Below are 16,403 nucleotides of genomic sequence, written 5' to 3' on the forward strand. Positions count from 1 at the left end.
GGTACTGGGCGTTGTTCTGGTTCGGCATCCCCGCGTTGATCGCATTCGCGACAACAGTCGGATTAGGCATGGCCGGTTTCCGTGTCAATTTTACACCCAGTGAACCCCTCGGCCTCTGGCGGATTGTCGAGCTTGACGGAAAACTCCGGATCGGTGATCTCGTCTTCATTTGCCCGCCGCTAACCGACTCGATGCTCGAAGCACGAGACAGGGGCTATTTGCGGCGTGGTCTTTGTGCTGGTGGCTTTGCCCCGCTGATCAAGACCGTTGCCGCAGTATCAGGTCAGACAGTTAAGGTCAGTGAGGAAGTGTTCATAGACGGGCAACGGCTGTCTCATTCGCGGGTAGCGAAGATTGACGGACAAAGTCGTGCGATGAAACCTTACGAAGGTGGCGTTGTGCCGCTCTGTGCTATCTATCTGCATTCTGCGTTTTCGAGTTCGTTCGACTCTAGGTACTTTGGTCCACTCCCAGTCGAGGGGGTCCTTGGTTATGCGCACGAGGTTTGGACCTATGCGCCTTGAGCATCTGCACGTTGTCCTACTCGTCGTTGCTTCAGTAATGACCGGATGGATCGGTTGGAGTGGACATATTTTTCTCGTTCCAGTCGCAGTCGCTTTTCCCATTCTGTGGTCGTTTGCCGAGACACGCTGGCAGGCAGGGCTTGTCGCTGCTGCCTACTTTCTTGCCGCGTCGCGCGGATTGCCGTTGGGCGTTGCGAATTTCTATCGTCAGGATATCTGGCAAGGCATTCTTTTATGGCTGATCGCGTCGTCGGCGTTCGTGATCTCTTACACGGTGGCTTGGACCGACCAACGCGGCTGGCGAAAGCCTGCACACTACCTCATCGCTTCAGTTGCCATTGCTGTTCCACCATTAGGCATTACGGGATGGGCTCACCCACTTACCGCCGCAGGCGTTATCTTCCCAGGCTGGGGTTGGTGGGGGCTGGCAGCAATGGCAGCAGGTCTTGGCGTCATGACAACGCGCCATCGACCTACCGCGGCCGTGGTCATGATTGGCTTATGGCTATGGTCCGCCGCTCAGTGGACGATTCCTATTCAAATTGCATCCTTGATTGGTGTCGATCTGGAAATGGGAGCATCTCTGGGACGCGATTTTGGCTTAACGCGGCAACATGACCTGATCGAAATCGCTCGCCATCAGCAACCGGGTACAACAGTTGTTCTTCCCGAGAGCACGCTTGGATTCTGGACGCCGACAATCGCCCGTTTCTGGCAATCAAAACTAGCGGACACCGAAATCAAGGTGATTGCTGGCGCGACGATCATAAATGAAGTCGGCTACGACAATGTGCTTGTTCATATTTCCTCGAACAGCAGTGAGATCGTTTATCGTGAACGCATGCCGGTCCCCGTGTCAATGTGGCGGCCATGGCTCCACTCATCTGATGGCGCACGCGCGCATTTCTTCGCGAATCCAGTCGTCGATGTCGATGGCCTGAAAATTGGTCCGCTTATCTGTTACGAGCTGCTTCTTATCTGGCCCGTTCTACAGTCGGTTCTTCACGGCCCTGATGTCATCATCGCTGTCGGCAATGGTTGGTGGACCAAAGGCACTTCTATCCCAGAGGTGCAGCGCGCCAGCGCCGCTGCCTGGGCTCGCTTGTTTACCTTGCCACTCGTTTTGTCGTTCAACATATGAGAGGGAGAATTGTATGCTGGAAGTTACCTTCATCAGAGAATGTGCCGACCCGTCATTGGAGCCACCGATTATTGAGCAGTTCATTCAAACGGTCGGCTCTACCGATCCGTTGTCGATCACGGTGAAATCGGCAGGTCGCCTTATACCTGTTACCAAACCTCGTACAGCTGAGGAGGCCGTGGAGTTAGTCCGAGACAATGCAGGAACCTCTGTTGTTCGTGTAGGTCTGACACAGTTTCCGGCTGGGATAGGCGTAAAGGTTGCGTCTGAACTGAAAGCCGATCTAGTGGAACCTTGTAACAATCTTCGTGTGGGCACGGCGATGTTTGCGAAGAGCCTGCATATAGTGACGCGCTGGTATGGAAATCCGACCAGCGAGGAGTCATTTCCGCGATGCGCTTCACGCTTGGCAGACGGGCGAGTTTGAAGGCGAGAACGTTTTTCATGCCGAAAATGCGGGTGGCATGGTCGTTCAGCGGTCGGTTGTTGAAAGTGATACTGCTGACGAGGTTGAGACGGACGGAATTGCTGACATACCGGATGAAGCTCCGATCAAGCCCGACAACGCGGGTATACCGATTGATCTCCCAAGGATCGGGGAGTCAGAAATAGAGGGCTGAACCCCGCTCAGCGCGTGGAGCGAATCTACACCTTTTTCTCAACTGGCTGGCGGCGAACAGCGGATGAGGACCGCCGCCTCGCCTTCGACGCTGATCTCAATCACCTCATTCAGGAGTTCGTCACCGCCGGCAACCTCCTCGACGATAGGTGTTAATAGGTTACGCTGCAACGCAGGAACGACTTGAGGTCCGATATGATCAATCCGGCGTGGATTTCCTTGCTACTGTAGAGCTTCCTAAAGTCACGCGCGTTGTTGGTGACGAAAGTGTAGTCCTACGCAACATTGCGCCCCATCAGATCCCAATCCTTTTCTCCGCACAAGCCTAGCCAATTATATGAAAACCGTCTTGGCCATTGTCCCGAGCAATGGCCAAGAGAGACGTGTGCAGGCATTGGTCGATGATTAACTTCACAATATCAGCTGCCGGTCGAACCGTCGTCAGCCTTTAGCAGCGAAAGCCGCGTTGACGATTTCACGGTGGCGCCAAGGTCGGAAAGCTTGCGAGGTCGACCCCGTGCTGGCTGAGCAGAAGTCTAGATCTCGGCAAGTTCGACGAAACGTACGGTTCGCGAAGGATACCCCTCAACAATCTCCTCGCCTGCGCGATTCCGTGAAGGGTTATGTTCGAAGGATTTCGGCGTTCACGTTCGAGGCCACTAAGGTACTGTTGACTGTAGCCGGAACGCGCTTCCGCCCATTTCTAAGTCACGCCTTTTCCGACGGAAACGGGCACAACTCCAGCAAACCAGTTTACGCATACCCATGCGCGGAAAGATCGCCATTTGCACCCGTTTATCAATATGTAATAGGTGCTCAATGCATTTACTGTCTTTCAGCAGCCACAACTGCCGTATATTAGAGTAAAAGGGTATTATTGATCCCAGCCTCAAACCATTCCGATGGACCCGTGACTGACACAAAACTCATTTTACGACCGCTCATCGGTCTGATGGACCGACAGACCCCGGAACAAGTCGAGCAGCATCTTGTAAGGGAAATGGAAAAGCACAGGCGCCTTCGCGACGAAGCTGTTGTGCTGGAAGCCCATGCAGATGAAACCAGCGCGGAGGATGATGGGGGTCAGGCTGACGCTGCATATATCACGGCAATGATCGCTGTTCACGCGCAGCAAACTGTTGTGTCGACTTTGCTGGACATACTGGGCTACTTGCCCGCGACACCAAAGAGTGAAATTCACTAAATCAAATCAGACGTAGTTCTTTCGCCATTGCGGTTGCTTGAGGCAATGTCGTAGCGCCCAGAGCTGCCTTTGCGTTACGAAGAAAAAAAGTAACATTGGAATAGCTCGTGTTCTCAATGATCGCGATCGCCTTCATGGATTTCCCCTCGGCTGACCAGCGTAGGCAGGTTAATTCGTTTGCTTTCATTCGAATGGGCGTCCGGTGTGTCGGCTCAACACCGAGTCGTTCTAAACGGGAGTGAAGTTGGGCAACAGCCGCTGCTGCCAAGGCAGGATTGATTGCTGGCTCGCAGGGGAAATTTACGCAGTCAGAAGCTAGGGTCAGCATGACAGTGTGCCCGAATGCGATCTTAATCGGGATTGTAATGCCGGAGCGGATCCCAAATTCGGCAGCCTCGCCATAAAACTTCCGGCGCGTTTTGGACATTTTCAGAGACGTGACATTTGACCAAGTGAAAGCCTCGTGCCGCCCTCGGGCGTGTTGCACAACCGGGTCAATCGAGGCGTAGCACTTGTTGAAGTACCTTTGCTGCCATTCAACGTCATAATTGGAGATCGCCGACTGCAATTCCGCTTTTAGATTGAGGTAGGCGTACGCCTTAAAACCCCGTTCCCGACTGAGTTTTTCTAAGGTAGCCTTCATCGTGGCTTCATCGTGTACCAGGGCGACTTGGTCGGTCAAACGTTCAAACCATTGGTTCAATTCACGGCCTCCATAAGTGAGCGTATGAGCGCAACAAAGTTGCAATCACAGACAGCATGCCCTTTTTTGAGGGCGCGGAAACTCCAGAAAATCGCGCAACGCAGCTTGGTCTACGCGGAATGTCAGTATCTATAATAAAATAAGCAACGCAAGATTGTGTTTTATTGCACCACTTCACTTCCGTAATTGCAACCATTTGAAGCGGCGTTTTTATTCTAGTAACGGCTTCGTGAAGGGAAGATTATGTCCTGATCCACGAGCACGTTGAACTGGTAGCCCGGGCGGATACTGATGGTTGGTTGGACGTTCAGATTTTTTGAGATTGTCTGCTCGGCCACTCTTCCGAAGCTCTCGGCAAAATTCCGGCGCGCTGCATCAGAAGCCGTGTCCTGAGTAGTCAGGGTCGAACTCTCCGGCATCGACATATCGATCCCTGTGCCGATGATAGCGACAAGTGCCGCAGAGCCAAATGTGCGCCAGAGATGGCGGTCGACCTTGTCCCTGAAACCGCCATAGCCCCCCGCATCCGTGCCGGACATCCCTCCTATATGAAGCGTTGAGCCGTTCGGGAATACCAGATCAGTCCAGACGACCAGCACGCGCTCTTGGCCAAAGGATACTTTGGAATCGTAGCGGCCAAATAGCTTCGATCCCTGGGGGATGAGCAGTCGGGAGCCGGTGGCACTGTCATATACGTTCTGGCTGACTTGCGCCGAAATCCTGCCCGGAAGGTCGGAGTTCAAACCCGTGATCATGGTGGCGGGAATGACCGATCCCCGCTTCAACTCGTTGTGCGAGATCTGCGGCACCACCCGGTTCGGCAAATAGCCAAGTTCTTTGATGTCCTGGTTGAAAAAGTCCTCCTTCGAGATCTGACCGTTTTGATCTGCGTTCTGTCCGAGCAAACCGGACTTCATCGCTGCGCTGTAAAGATCAGACGTGCTGTTCGTCGTGGCATTGAGCGGTTGGCGGACGTCGGCCCTGGTTTCGGAGGCGCTCTTCTGTAACTCGGAGACATCAACTTTGAGCGGGGAGTCAAGCGCTGTTGCCCGTGCCTGAAGTCTCGCCATCCTCTGACGCTGCCCTTCGCGAAGGATCTGCTCCTCCTGCTCCCGCTGCAGCCGAGCCTTCCACTCGGCTTCCGGCTCGAGTTGCGATCGACGTCCAGCCCGGACCTCGTTCTGCCGCTCCACGACGGCCTCTCTCGTAGGCTCGCGTTCGACAACGACGGGCGTCGGCTGAAACACTTCGCGTTGCTCCGGTTCGCCTATGATCCCGTCAGTCACGCCTCGTTTCAGTTGATCGCCGAATGTGGTCGCCGACGACGCGGAGGTGGTGTCGAGCTCGTTCCCACGGTTGAAGGAAAGACCGCGCCACGACAGGCCGACGATGACGACGCCGAAGAATAGAACGATGATGACGATCGCGACGATGATCGGCAGGCGATTGAGGCGTCGCATATTCTGTTGGTCGTCGGAATTGCCCGCCGTGCCGAGCTGGAGCGATTGAACCATGGTTTCCCCTCCCCTCAGTTAGGCTGCTTGATGGTAAGCGGACTGGCGGGCGTCGCACCCGCTGACGTCGTCGTGTAGGCACGGCCGAGCGCGATGACCGGTGTGCTAACACGCGCCAGGACCTGTCCGTCGAAGCTGTCGATCGACCATGCAACCTCGACGGCCTTCTGGTCCTTGCCGATCTTGCCGTCGGTGACAACGGTGTATCCCCATCCCTTCACCGCGGCCTCGAGAGCGGCGGCGTATTCTGAGGTGTCCTTATCCATCTTGAGGATCGTGGTGCCGGCCGGGCCAACGTGTTCGGCGAGGCGGCTTGCCATGTCGTCGGCGATGGCGCTGGCGGTGGCGCCAGTGACGGCAATCGGGGTGGAACTGATGGTCAGCGTTTCATCGGCAGTCTGACAACCGGAGAGGATAGCCGTGAAGGTGATGGCGGCGAGGGTCTTTCTCATTCGTCAGCCTCCCCGCCGGATTGTGATTTTCTGCTGTCGCCAGCCGACCCCGGAAACCAATACTCCCTTGTCTACAGCGTAGTCGACGATCATCATGTCGTTCTTCATGCGATAATTGACGATGCGGTTCTGGCCACCGCTGACGACGAACAGCACAGGTGCGTCCTGCCCTGAGATGGACCGGGGAAACTGAATGTAGGTCTTCGCACCATCGGAATAGACGCGCTTCGGCCGCCATGAGGCGCTACCGCTGATCGCGTAGGAGAAATTCAGCTTGTCGGGGGCGGTTCCCGGAATGCCGCCGGTCTCCAAACGGGCATTGATGTCGGCCAGCGTTGTCGAGACATCTTCTGGATATTCAAAGCCGATGCGGGCCATGTATTGGCTAGGGTGGGATTTAAGCTGGATATGGTAGGTTCGCCGCGAGGTCGTGACGACCATCGATGTGACAAGGCCGGGCTCGGATGGCTTGACGATCAGGTGGATCGCCTGCCCGCCAGTCGCCCCTGACGTCGCCGGCTCGACCTTCCAACGGACGGTGTCACCGACAAGCACATCACGGACGATCTCGCCGCCTTGCAGCTCTATATCGCAGACCTGAAGCGGCGAGCACACCACCGAGGGCTGGGTCTCGCCGAACAGGAAGATAACCTTTCCATCGGGCCCAGTCGTAACGAGACCGGGCGTCCCGCGCCACTTTCGCGAGATGTTGGTCCCCTTCACCTCATTCGCTGTCATGCTCTGCGCCATTGCGCATTCGCCAAGGACAAGTCCGGCCATGCAGCCGACGGCCGCGATCAATCCTGTTCTGTGCATGTGAATTCCCCTGCCCTTAAAGCTGTGCGGTCCAGTCGAAGTCCTGGACATAAAGACCAATCGGGTTGAGGCGGATGATCGCCTCGTCCTGTGGTGCGGTCAGCGCGACGGTCGCGATGCCGCGAAACCGGCGCGTGTCGGTTTCTTTGCCCTTGCGGTCGCGTTCGTATTCTGTCCAGTCGATCTGGTAGGTCTGATTGGAGAGTGCGACGATGTTGTTGACCTCGATGGCGACGGTCGACGTCTTGGCCTTCTCGAACGGCGAGTTGCCACGAAACCAGGCGTTGATTTTCTGGGTCGAGGGATCGGATGTCCTGAGAAGCGCATAGGTTCGGTCGATATACTGCTTCTGCACAACCGCATCCGGCGTAATGGACTTCAAGCTGGTGATGAAGTTGCCGAGTGTCGCGCGGACAACGCGGGCATCTGCATATTCGATCTGCTGGGGGAAGCCGACGGTCACCGAGGTACCGAGCTTGTCGACCTCGACAATGTACGGCACGAGCTTGACCTGCGTGCTGAGGTACATGGCGTAGGTGAAGCCGATCACGGCCATTGATAGTCCAAGAATGCCGACGATCCGCCATGCGCGCGCAGCCTGGATATAAGATCCATATCGTTCCGTCCATTCCTGCCGCGCGGCAAGGTAAGGGCTATCGGGGGGCCGGTTTGATGCCATCGCTTTCTGCCTTCCTGATGATTATTCGTCGTTGCGTTCTGGCGGCGTCTTAGAGCCGGGCTGCCCGGTGCGGCTCTGCTCGAGCTTGGCATTGGCGAGCCCCATGATCGAGGCGGCGTAGGCTCCGGGCGAACCGATCGCCTTTTCCCGGGCGGCCGAGCCGGCGGCCTTCCCAGCCGACCCGATCCCGGCGCCCATGCCGCGAAGCGCTGCGCCGGCAACAGAGGATCCGGCCGCTCGCGCGGATTGTGCTGCCGCAGCTCCGGCTCCAACGGCGCCCGTTGCGAGCGACGTTGCGCCGAGCGCAAATGAAGCGGCCTGTCCGCCATGCCGGATGGCTTCCATGCCGCCAGAGACAGACGCCCCTTGAACGACGCCTTGGATTATCGTCGGCACGTACATGGAGATAATAAATACGACCACCGATATGCCTGCGATCGCCAATGTGGTGATGAACTGGTCAGACTCGGCTGTCGGCGCTTGCGCTAGGCCGAGGAGGACCTCCGAGCCGATTTTCGCGATCATGACTAGCGCCATGAGCTTCATGCCGACGCCGAAGGCATAGACCAGATAGCGGACGGCAAAATCCTTGGTGAAGGACGAGCCGCCAAGCCCGAGCATGATCATGCCGGCGAGCAATCCGACATACATCTCTACCATCACCGCGACGAAGATTGCCGCGACCAAAGAGAAGCAGATGACGACTACGCCCATCGCAAGGACGGCCGCGATCGCAAGGGCATTGTCCTCAAACACTCCGAACTTGGCCTGCTCGGACATCTGCGATGCCACCCGGATACCGGCATCGAACACCTCGGCCGGCGAGGCGGATCCGCCGCCCGCGCCGATCTGGTAGAGAGTGTTGACGACGTCCCGCGCAAGCGTTGGTCCCTGAGAGAGAACGAATGCGAAGAAGCCTATAAACATGATCCGACGGACGAGTTCTGCGAACCAGCTTTCAATTGATGCTGCCTGTATGGCGAGCCAGACGGCGGCGATGCCGACCTCGATCCCGGCAAGGATCCAGAACAGCGACCTTGCCGCGTCCATGATCGTGGTTTCCCACTCCTTCGCGGCAGCGGAGACCTGGTTCTCGAGTTCTGTCAGGACATGTCCCTGCTGCGCGAACGCGGGAGTGGCGAGGATTACGCAGGCTATGCCGCCGAGTACGAAAGCCCACTCAAGATTTCGCTTCACCAGCGTGGCTCCATCTTCTGGCCGCTCGGGATCGTGGTAACGTCGGCGTTAAAGAACTTCTCTCGACGGGCCTGCGCGAGATCCTTGTCCGTCTGCTCGGTCTGCAACCATGTTCCCATCATAGTCATGTGCTGGGAAACCAGGCCGCGTAGCTTCTGCATCTGAGAAACCTGCTGAGCTGCGATCTGGTGTCCGACCTGGAGGGCCTTCATCTGACCGTCGGCCGATTCCGACATTGATCGCAGCGAACTCATCGTACCTTCTTCCGTGTCGAACTGATCCGCTGTCAGGCTCGCTGCCTTCAGCGTGCTGCCGATCGTGTCTCGGTTCGTGTCCGACCAGGATTGGTAGGTGCTCGAGACTGTCTCAGCGTTTGGTAGGTCAGTTTTCAGGTCCGCATAGCTCTTGAAGCGCTGCTGGAGGACGTCGTCAGCATTGCCCATCGAAAACGAAATGCTCTGCCCTTGGTCTACGATGCTGCGCAGACGGTTGAGATCGCTTTCGACCTCGCCCCAGATGTGGTCAGGGAGCCGTGCCGTGTTTTGCAGCATGTTTTCGTAGATCTTGAGCTGGTTCTGAATCTGTTCTGCGAGCTGCCCTATCTGGGTCAGCTGGTTATCGACCTGCAAGCCGGAGCTTTTAAGAAGATCGATGAGCTGGGCATTGTTGGCAAGCTGTGTCCATTCGGTTGCAGCGCCCGTTGCAGATCCCGCATGTGCGGGAGCAATCGCCGACAGCGCGATTGCCGCGGTCATTGTTGCGACGATCCAGTTACTGGGCGTTGAGGTGCGACGTGGCATCGTGAACTCCTCTCGATTCAAGCCAATGGGTAGGCCATTCCTGGCCGTGTTCCGCCTTCAGCGCACGGATCCGCTTCAGATCTTCTTTTCCGGATGCGCCCACAAAGCTCAGCGCTACCGGCCCTAGCGACATATCGAAGAGCCGTCGTCCGTCTGTTGTGGCGACATAATATTCGCGCTTCGGGATGGAACTCGAGACGATCTCGATCTGGCGGTCGTTAAACCCGATCCGCTCATAGAACTCGCGCGTCCCCGGCTCGCGTGCGGCGCCATTCGGCAAGCAGATCTTGGTCGGGCAGGATTCTTTCAGCACGTCGATAATGCCGGAACGCTCGGCGTCGGAGATCGATTGGGTCGCCAGAACAACGGCGCAGTTGGCTTTGCGGAGAACCTTCAGCCACTCCCGTATCTTGTCGCGAAACACCGGATGCCCGAGCATCAGCCAGGCCTCGTCGAGGAGAATCAGGCTAGGCGAGCCGTCCAGCCGCTTCTCGATCCGATGGAACAGGTAGGTCAGAACGGGCACCAGATTACGCTCGCCCAAATTCATGAGCTGCTCAATCTCGAAGCACTGGAACGCCCGAAGCGTCAGGCCGTCTTCTTCCGCGTCGAGAAGCTGACCCATCGGCCCATCGACAGTATAATGGAGGAGTGCATCCTTGATCTCACGCATCTGTACGCCGCTAACAAAGTCGGACAGCGATTTTCCGGGCGCCGTCGCCATCAGCCCGATCTGGCGTGAGATTGCATTGCGATGGTCCGGCGTGATGTTGACGCCCTGCAGGGCGACGAGCATTTCGGTCCATTCGGTCGCCCAGGCTCGATCGCCATCTGTCGAAAGATCGGACAGCGGGCAAAATGCCAGCGCTCTCCCCTCCCCGTGCTGATCGTTGCCAATTTCGTAGTGATCGCCGCCGGCAGCAAGCGTCAGGGGAAGAAGTGAGTTGCCTTTGTCGAAGGCAAAGATCTGTGCGAACTCGTAGCGACGGAATTGAGCTGCGATCAGAGCCAGGAGGGTCGATTTCCCCGATCCCGTCGGCCCGAAAATCAGAGTATGGCCGACATCGTCGACATGCAGGTTCAGCCGAAACGGCGTCGATCCCGAGGCAACCTGCATCAGCGGCGGTGAGTTCGGCGGATAGAATGGGCACGGCGCCACCGGATTGCCCGACCACACTGAGTTCAGCGGGACGAGGTCCGCCAGATTGCTTGTATTGATCAGCGGCTCGCGGATATTGGCGTACCAGTTACCCGGCAGGCTGCCGAGAAACGCATCTGTCGCGTTCAGGGTCTCGACGCGAGCCCCGAACCCCTCGGCCTGGACGAGTCGGCGGATGGCTTCCGCCTTCTCCTGCAACGCTTCACGGTCCTCATCGAACAGGATGACCACCGGCGTATAGTAGCCATAGGCGACAAGCTGGGACGAGGCCTGGGCGATGGCGTCTTCGGTCTCGGCGACCATCTTCATGGCATCCTGATCAACCGATCTGCTCTGCGTCTTGAAAAGCTGATCGAAAAATGGCCGAACCTTCTGCAGCCATTTCTTCCGCGTGCGTTCGAGCTTCTGGCGCGCCTCTTCCGCGTCGAGGAAGATAAAACGCGAAGACCAGCGGTAGGTCAGCGGCATCAGGTCGAGATTGTTGAGGATGCCGGGCCAGCTCTCGGCCGGCAGGCCATCGATGGCGACAACCGCGAGGAACCGGTTCTCCACCTTCGGCGTCAGGCCATGCGCCAGCTCTGCCGTCGCCAGCCAGTCGAGATACATGGGAACTTCCTGCAGCCGGACCGGATGGCTCTCTCCCGTAATGCAAAATCGAACGAACTGCATGAGCTCGTCATAGCGTGCGACCCGTTCCCCTCCCCTCTCGCGGACCTCGCGGGTCTGCATGCGGGCAATCGACAGGGTGTTGGCCAGATACTGTTCGATCTCCCGGATCGCGTCGCGAAACACAAACAGAACCGTGTCCGCATAGGATTTTTTGCGGCTCTCCTCGTCAGAATATATGTATTTGCTGAGCGCCGCCTTCTTTGACTCGAGCGGTCGGTAGGTCAGAATGATCGCATGTTTGCTCTCGAAATGCCCCTGCTCCCGTCCGAAATGGGTCCGGCGCTCGGCATCGATCGCACGGGTGACAGGGTCAGGGAAATGGCACTGGCCCGGCGTGGGGTAGTCGATCGTCGGTACCCGGATGGCCTCAACCTGGATCATCCACCCCGTCCCTAGACGCGACAGGATCGCATTGATCTGCCGAGAGAGCTCATTACGTTCGAGATCGGTAGCGCTTTCAGAGTCAGGACCCGCGAAATACCAGCCGGCCATCAAGCTTCCGTCCTTCAGGAGCAGGACGCCGTTGTCGACCAAGCCAGCATAGGGAACGAGGTCAGCAAACGAAGGACCGGTTGCGCGAAAACGTTTGAGGGCAGCCATCAGGACACCTCTAGTATTTACGCCACGGCGCGGCCGTTGGCCGATAGTGGAGTCTGTAGGAAATGTGCCTGATATAGACCTGCCGCATCAGCGGATCGGACTTCGCCATCATGCGAAGCAGGCCGACGATGACGATCCAGACGGCCGCGCCAAAAAGTGCCGAGTAGATCGTCAACACGACGAAGATCAGAATGGCTGCCGCAAGCCCGGTGATCAGTACCAGCTCGCGGTCGGCACCCATCAGGAGGTTCGGACGCGACAGCGCGCGATGAATGCGATTGCGGTGGAGGCTCACGACGCCCCCTCCACCGCTCCGTCCGAAACAACTTGCGTGACCTGATCCCTTGGCAGGCCGATAGACGCGCCGGTGGCACCAAAAAGACCGACAATCGTCGTCGCGCCGAGCAGAATGCCGGCAACCAGGACGACATACATCAGCCTGCGAGCGAAATCGTTGAGCTCACCACCGAAGATCAGCATGCCGCCGGCAATCGCCACAGCGGCCAGTGCGATGTAGCCCGCGACCGGACCAGTGATGGATTCCTGGATCTGTTCGAGTGGCCCTTCCCAAGGAAGACTTCCGCCGGAACTTGCGAAGACGGGCGACGCGGCGGCGGTGGCAGAGAAGACGATCACGGCCAGTCTCAGGAAGGATTTCTTATGCTGCATCGCGGCTCTCCTCTGCGTAGGGCTCCGTCTGGTACTGGCCGCCTGCAAAGCGGGTGACGTGAAGGATTTCGCTGATGCGCCGGCCCTTGGCCGTTCGCTCGATCGAGATAATCAGGTCGACTGCATCTCCGATGACCGCTTGCATCGGCTGATGGCTGGCCTCGGCAGTCAGCTGCTCGAGGCGCTGAAGTGCGGAGCGTGCGCTGTTCGAATGTATCGTTGCGACGCCTCCGGGATGCCCGGTGTTCCAGGCCTTCAGCATCGTGAGCGCTGCGCCGTCTCGGACCTCTCCGACGATGATGCGATCTGGACGAAGGCGCATGGTGCTCTTCAGGAGACGCGACATGTCAACAGCGTCGCTGGTATGCAGACTGACGGCATTGTCTGCTGTGCACTGGATCTCGGCTGTGTCCTCCAGAATGACGAGGCGATCGTCGGGAGAGCATGATACGATTTCCGCGAGGATCGCATTGGTCAGGGTTGTCTTGCCCGAGCCTGTGCCACCGGCAACCAAGATGTTGAGCTTCGAAACAATTGCGCTACGAATGACTTCGGCATGCTTTGCCGACATCACCTTGCTCGACACATAGTCATCGAGCGGGATAAGGCGCGAAGCGCGCCGACGGATCGTGAACGATGGGCCCGAGACGACTGGTGGTAGTAGTCCCTCGAAACGGTGCCCGCCGATCGGCAATTCTCCCGAGACAATCGGCCGATCATCATCGACCTCCGAGTTCAGAACGTGGGCAACGCTCCCGATAACAGTTTCGGCGGCGGAGCGTGTCATCTCGCCAGCTGCAGTCATTCCATGGCCGAGCCGTTCGATGAACAGCTTTCCGTTGGGGTTGAGCATGATCTCGACGACATCGGGGTCGTCGAGGGCTGAGCACAGGTGGTCCCCCAAAGCGTTTTGCAGCTTGCTAACAAGCCGGGGTAGTGATCGGTTTGAAGTGCTGATCATCGGCAAGAAAGCTCCTCAGTCGGCGTCATAAAGTTCGATGAGTAGTTGCTTGGGCGCAGTAGATCAAAGCTTGACCAGTCAGCCGGCAACACACCAGCGACACTCTTCGTCTCATTGATTTGAATTGGCGGGCCAAGCCGAGTGAGTGACCATCCGGTGCGACGAAATATTCTTTCAAGACGAACGTCCGTCGCCGTTACTATCTCTCTATAACCGTGGAGGATGCTCCACTCGACAATCCCTGCAAACAGCGCGAGTGTTGCTGAATGGAGCCCTCCCTGCTCTCGAGCTGCCGAAACAACTGTATCGACGCAGAAGCGAGAGCTTTCGATCATCCTGTTATGTGCAATCAGGTGGCCGGTCTCCAGAAGCTGTGGGAAAACTTCCTTGAGCATGTTCCGTTGCATTGCGGGCAACAGCCGGGCGCAACCGACAACCGCTCCAGTACCAGCCAGGCAGAGAATGTAGGTTGGATTTAAGTCATCATATTGATCGATTTCGAGGCCTGCAGTGCAGTCCACGTCCCATGCCAGGCGACCATGAAAAATGCGACTGCGAAGTCGATACATCTCTTCAACGATCCGGATTTCGCTTTCAGTTTTCGCATTCTTTATGGCGACAACGCGCATTGCTGATATCCCCCTGACTTTGGTGACGTGGAGAGATTTGCAGCGCTCTTGAAACGAGGTCTACTACCAAAACTATTAGCGGCGAGGCCGCTCGGCTGGATCTGTTTTGCAAAAAATCGCGCTCGATCTGCAGCTATTATTATCAAATATGTGCGTTCATCGATTTATCGTGCTGGCGTGATTGTGATTTAAATTATTGAAAATATTATTATTATTTACCTGTTCGCTTGTCGTTTATGCTTTTAGTGCAGCAGGTTGAACACGGTCGCGGAAGCGTATGCGGGAGAAGATCCAAGGGTCAGGCAATTCAGACAATACGTCTCGAAGACTCTTGCGATCAACTGCGGTTGCTTTAAGTTTCTACGAAATCAACCGACTCCCAATCGGATCCCACTCTGGACAAGCTCAACGCTAAATTTCCTCAACGCGGCAGCTACGAGGACACGTAAATGCCCTAGTCAATATCCGCCGGCGCCGCATACTACATCGTCTACGCCGATGAGGTCTCGAAAGCTTCCTATGACACATAAAACTTCGCATCGCGGGCTCGTCGTTGTCGCGATCATGGCAACGATGGCGATGATCGCCATCGAAGCGACGATCGTCTCCACGGCAATGCCACAGATCGCCGCCCAGCTCGGCCAAATCAATCTCTATTCCTGGGTCTTCTCGTCCTTTCTGCTAACCCAGACCGCTACCACTGTAATTTTCGGTAAGCTGGCGGATATTTACGGCCGTAAACCAGTACTGCTGCTTGGCATCGCACTGTTTCTACTGGCCTCCATTCTCGCCGGCTTTGCATGGTCCATGCCTTCGATGATTGCGTTTCGCTTGCTGCAAGGGATCGGCGCCGGCGCTCTCCAGCCTGTCGCGATGACCGTGGTTGCAGATCTTTTCCCAGGCAGCCAGCGTGGCAAGGTGCAGGGATATCTTGCAAGTGTGTGGGCGCTGTCCGCCGTCGTCGGGCCGCTTCTTGGCAGTATCATCATTCATAATCTGCCATGGGCCTGGATTTTCTGGATCAACGTACCTGTGGGTTTACTGGCGGCGCTGTGCTTCATTTTGTTCTTGCATGAGGAAAAGCGGCCGCGCGTCGTCTCCATAGATGTCCTTGGTGCAGCTTTTTTTGCCGTCTCAATTTCAGCCCTGATGATCGCGCTCACCGAGGTGGAAGCCGGCTTCTCCAACAGCACCGTTGCGGCCTTCGTCATTTTCCTGTTTTCTCTGGTTGCTTTCATCTGGCAGGAACGTCGGGTTGACGCGCCTATGGTGGCTCCCGACCTATGGCTTAGGCGACCGATCGCCTTCGCCAATCTTGCAGTCTTTTTCGCCAGCATGGCGATCATGGGCCTGACTACCTTCCTGCCCATGTATGTACAGACCGTGCTTAACCAATCGCCGCTCGTCGCCGGCTTCGCATTGACCATGCTGTTGTTCGGCTGGCCTTGCGGTGCGACAATCGCTTCGCGCCAGTTTACCCGCTTCGGACTGCGCCCGATCATGATCGTGGGCAGCCTGTTCATCCCGGTTGGTACCTGCCTGCTCGTGCTGCTGACACCTTCCAGTTCTCCCGTGCTTGCGGCGACTGGCTCGCTCATTATGGGCTTCGGCATGGGTTTGCTGAACATTAGTGCTCTCATCCTGACCCAGGAAAGCGTGAGTGCATCCGACCGAGGCAGCGCGACAGCCTCGAACGTATTTTCGCGCAATCTCGGCAGCACGCTCGGCGCTGCGGTGCTGGGCGCGGTTCTGACCTACGTTCTGGCACATGCCAACAACGGGCAGGCGATCACGCCTGAACAATTGCGGGCCTTGCTGAACGGTACGGGTATGGCTCTTGGCGGCGGTGAGGAAATCCGCCTGGCGCTGCAGCATGCCCTTCACGCCACCTTCATCGTAATGATGCTCATCGCGGTCCTGATCGTGCCTGCATGCCTGTCAGTGCCGCATCTGAAAACATCGGAAGCAGAGCCCAAGAACGCCTAAACGTTGATAGGCGCAACGCCTCCGACGATCCTTTCCTCAATCACCCTGGCTGCTTGAACGAAGCTTGAAGCTTAAGCAATC

Annotated in this window: 16 protein-coding genes and 2 pseudogenes; 5 read left to right on the forward strand and 13 right to left on the reverse strand. The window is 57.1% G+C overall.

Features of this window, described 5'->3' with window-relative positions:
* Positions 1-68: 68 nt before the first annotated feature.
* The 3 genes and pseudogenes from traF (at position 69) to HGO37_RS19855 (ending at position 2,285) form a co-directional block, all read left to right on the forward strand.
* Positions 69-524 carry a conjugative transfer signal peptidase TraF gene (traF, locus tag HGO37_RS19845; RefSeq protein WP_250984839.1) on the forward strand — a complete coding sequence of 152 codons (456 nt, stop codon included), beginning with the start codon at positions 69-71 and terminating at the stop codon, positions 522-524.
* Positions 514-1,665 (forward strand): conjugal transfer protein TraB, encoded by a 1,152-nt coding sequence (locus tag HGO37_RS19850; RefSeq protein ID WP_250984840.1) that lies wholly within the window; start codon positions 514-516, stop codon positions 1,663-1,665. The genes traF and HGO37_RS19850 overlap by 11 nt, the downstream gene beginning before the upstream one ends.
* 13 nt (positions 1,666-1,678) lie before the next feature.
* Positions 1,679-2,285, forward strand: a pseudogene (locus HGO37_RS19855) (lysozyme family protein).
* Positions 2,286-2,703: 418 nt separating this feature from the next.
* On the opposite strand, the pseudogene HGO37_RS19860 reads toward HGO37_RS19855, so the two are convergent.
* A pseudogene (locus HGO37_RS19860) lies at positions 2,704-2,883 on the reverse strand (DUF433 domain-containing protein); the annotation flags it as partial.
* A 311-nt stretch (positions 2,884-3,194) separates the two neighbouring features.
* Between HGO37_RS19860 and HGO37_RS19870 the strand changes: the two are divergent.
* Positions 3,195-3,488, forward strand: a complete 294-nt coding sequence (locus HGO37_RS19870) for a transcriptional repressor TraM (protein WP_250984841.1) — start codon at positions 3,195-3,197, stop codon at positions 3,486-3,488.
* A 1-nt stretch (position 3,489) separates the two neighbouring features.
* On the opposite strand, the gene HGO37_RS19875 is transcribed toward HGO37_RS19870, so the two are convergent.
* The 12 genes from HGO37_RS19875 to traI form a co-directional block, all read right to left on the reverse strand.
* Complete coding sequence (locus HGO37_RS19875; protein ID WP_250984842.1) at positions 3,490-4,191, reverse strand: autoinducer binding domain-containing protein; 702 nt, start codon at positions 4,189-4,191, stop codon at positions 3,490-3,492.
* A gap of 215 nt (positions 4,192-4,406) precedes the next feature.
* Positions 4,407-5,705: an IncP-type conjugal transfer protein TrbI gene (trbI, locus tag HGO37_RS19880; protein WP_250984843.1), complete on the reverse strand. Its 1,299-nt coding sequence runs from the start codon at positions 5,703-5,705 to the stop codon at positions 4,407-4,409.
* Between the two features lie 14 nt (positions 5,706-5,719).
* Positions 5,720-6,157 (reverse strand): conjugal transfer protein TrbH, encoded by a 438-nt coding sequence (trbH, locus tag HGO37_RS19885; RefSeq protein WP_250984844.1) that lies wholly within the window; start codon positions 6,155-6,157, stop codon positions 5,720-5,722.
* A 3-nt stretch (positions 6,158-6,160) separates the two neighbouring features.
* Positions 6,161-6,973: a P-type conjugative transfer protein TrbG gene (gene trbG / locus HGO37_RS19890; protein ID WP_250984845.1), complete on the reverse strand. Its 813-nt coding sequence runs from the start codon at positions 6,971-6,973 to the stop codon at positions 6,161-6,163.
* A gap of 16 nt (positions 6,974-6,989) precedes the next feature.
* Positions 6,990-7,652, reverse strand: coding sequence for a conjugal transfer protein TrbF (locus HGO37_RS19895; RefSeq protein WP_250984846.1), 663 nt, complete (start codon positions 7,650-7,652; stop codon positions 6,990-6,992).
* A gap of 21 nt (positions 7,653-7,673) precedes the next feature.
* The gene (gene trbL, locus HGO37_RS19900) at positions 7,674-8,852 is read right to left on the reverse strand and encodes a P-type conjugative transfer protein TrbL (RefSeq protein WP_250984885.1); all 1,179 of its coding nucleotides are present in this window, start codon (positions 8,850-8,852) and stop codon (positions 7,674-7,676) included.
* Complete coding sequence (gene trbJ, locus HGO37_RS19905) at positions 8,846-9,604, reverse strand: P-type conjugative transfer protein TrbJ (RefSeq protein WP_502941439.1); 759 nt, start codon at positions 9,602-9,604, stop codon at positions 8,846-8,848. Before trbJ ends, trbL begins: the two co-directional genes overlap by 7 nt.
* A 16-nt stretch (positions 9,605-9,620) precedes the next feature.
* Complete coding sequence (locus HGO37_RS19910; RefSeq protein WP_250984848.1) at positions 9,621-12,077, reverse strand: conjugal transfer protein TrbE; 2,457 nt, start codon at positions 12,075-12,077, stop codon at positions 9,621-9,623.
* A 10-nt stretch (positions 12,078-12,087) separates the two neighbouring features.
* Entirely contained in the window at positions 12,088-12,372 is a 285-nt protein-coding gene (locus tag HGO37_RS19915; protein ID WP_250984849.1) for a conjugal transfer protein TrbD, read from the reverse strand.
* On the reverse strand, positions 12,369-12,746 hold the full coding sequence (locus tag HGO37_RS19920) for a TrbC/VirB2 family protein (RefSeq protein WP_250984850.1): 378 nt from the start codon (positions 12,744-12,746) through the stop codon (positions 12,369-12,371). The genes HGO37_RS19915 and HGO37_RS19920 overlap by 4 nt, the downstream gene beginning before the upstream one ends.
* Positions 12,736-13,707, reverse strand: coding sequence for a P-type conjugative transfer ATPase TrbB (gene trbB, locus HGO37_RS19925; protein WP_250984851.1), 972 nt, complete (start codon positions 13,705-13,707; stop codon positions 12,736-12,738). Before trbB ends, HGO37_RS19920 begins: the two co-directional genes overlap by 11 nt.
* Positions 13,704-14,336, reverse strand: a complete 633-nt coding sequence (traI, locus tag HGO37_RS19930; protein ID WP_250984852.1) for an acyl-homoserine-lactone synthase — start codon at positions 14,334-14,336, stop codon at positions 13,704-13,706. The genes trbB and traI overlap by 4 nt, the downstream gene beginning before the upstream one ends.
* A gap of 519 nt (positions 14,337-14,855) precedes the next feature.
* Here traI and HGO37_RS19935 point away from each other — a divergent pair.
* On the forward strand, positions 14,856-16,322 hold the full coding sequence (locus HGO37_RS19935) for an MDR family MFS transporter (protein ID WP_250984853.1): 1,467 nt from the start codon (positions 14,856-14,858) through the stop codon (positions 16,320-16,322).
* Positions 16,323-16,403 lie beyond the last annotated feature (81 nt).

The organism is Rhizobium sp. CG4, from assembly GCF_023701965.1.
Lineage (GTDB): Bacteria > Pseudomonadota > Alphaproteobacteria > Rhizobiales > Rhizobiaceae > Agrobacterium.

Coding starts and splice junctions, on each gene's coding strand:
- trbI (WP_250984843.1), bottom strand. CDS start 5,705: ATGGTTCAATCGCTCCAGCTCGGCACGGCGGGCAATTCCGACGACCAA.
- trbB (WP_250984851.1), bottom strand. CDS start 13,707: ATGATCAGCACTTCAAACCGATCACTACCCCGGCTTGTTAGCAAGCTG.
- HGO37_RS19895 (WP_250984846.1), bottom strand. CDS start 7,652: ATGGCATCAAACCGGCCCCCCGATAGCCCTTACCTTGCCGCGCGGCAG.
- traI (WP_250984852.1), bottom strand. CDS start 14,336: ATGCGCGTTGTCGCCATAAAGAATGCGAAAACTGAAAGCGAAATCCGG.
- trbJ (WP_502941439.1), bottom strand. CDS start 9,604: ATGACCGCGGCAATCGCGCTGTCGGCGATTGCTCCCGCACATGCGGGA.
- HGO37_RS19910 (WP_250984848.1), bottom strand. CDS start 12,077: ATGGCTGCCCTCAAACGTTTTCGCGCAACCGGTCCTTCGTTTGCTGAC.
- HGO37_RS19920 (WP_250984850.1), bottom strand. CDS start 12,746: ATGCAGCATAAGAAATCCTTCCTGAGACTGGCCGTGATCGTCTTCTCT.
- HGO37_RS19850 (WP_250984840.1), top strand. CDS start 514: ATGCGCCTTGAGCATCTGCACGTTGTCCTACTCGTCGTTGCTTCAGTA.
- trbH (WP_250984844.1), bottom strand. CDS start 6,157: ATGAGAAAGACCCTCGCCGCCATCACCTTCACGGCTATCCTCTCCGGT.
- traF (WP_250984839.1), top strand. CDS start 69: ATGGCCGGTTTCCGTGTCAATTTTACACCCAGTGAACCCCTCGGCCTC.
- trbG (WP_250984845.1), bottom strand. CDS start 6,973: ATGCACAGAACAGGATTGATCGCGGCCGTCGGCTGCATGGCCGGACTT.
- HGO37_RS19935 (WP_250984853.1), top strand. CDS start 14,856: ATGACACATAAAACTTCGCATCGCGGGCTCGTCGTTGTCGCGATCATG.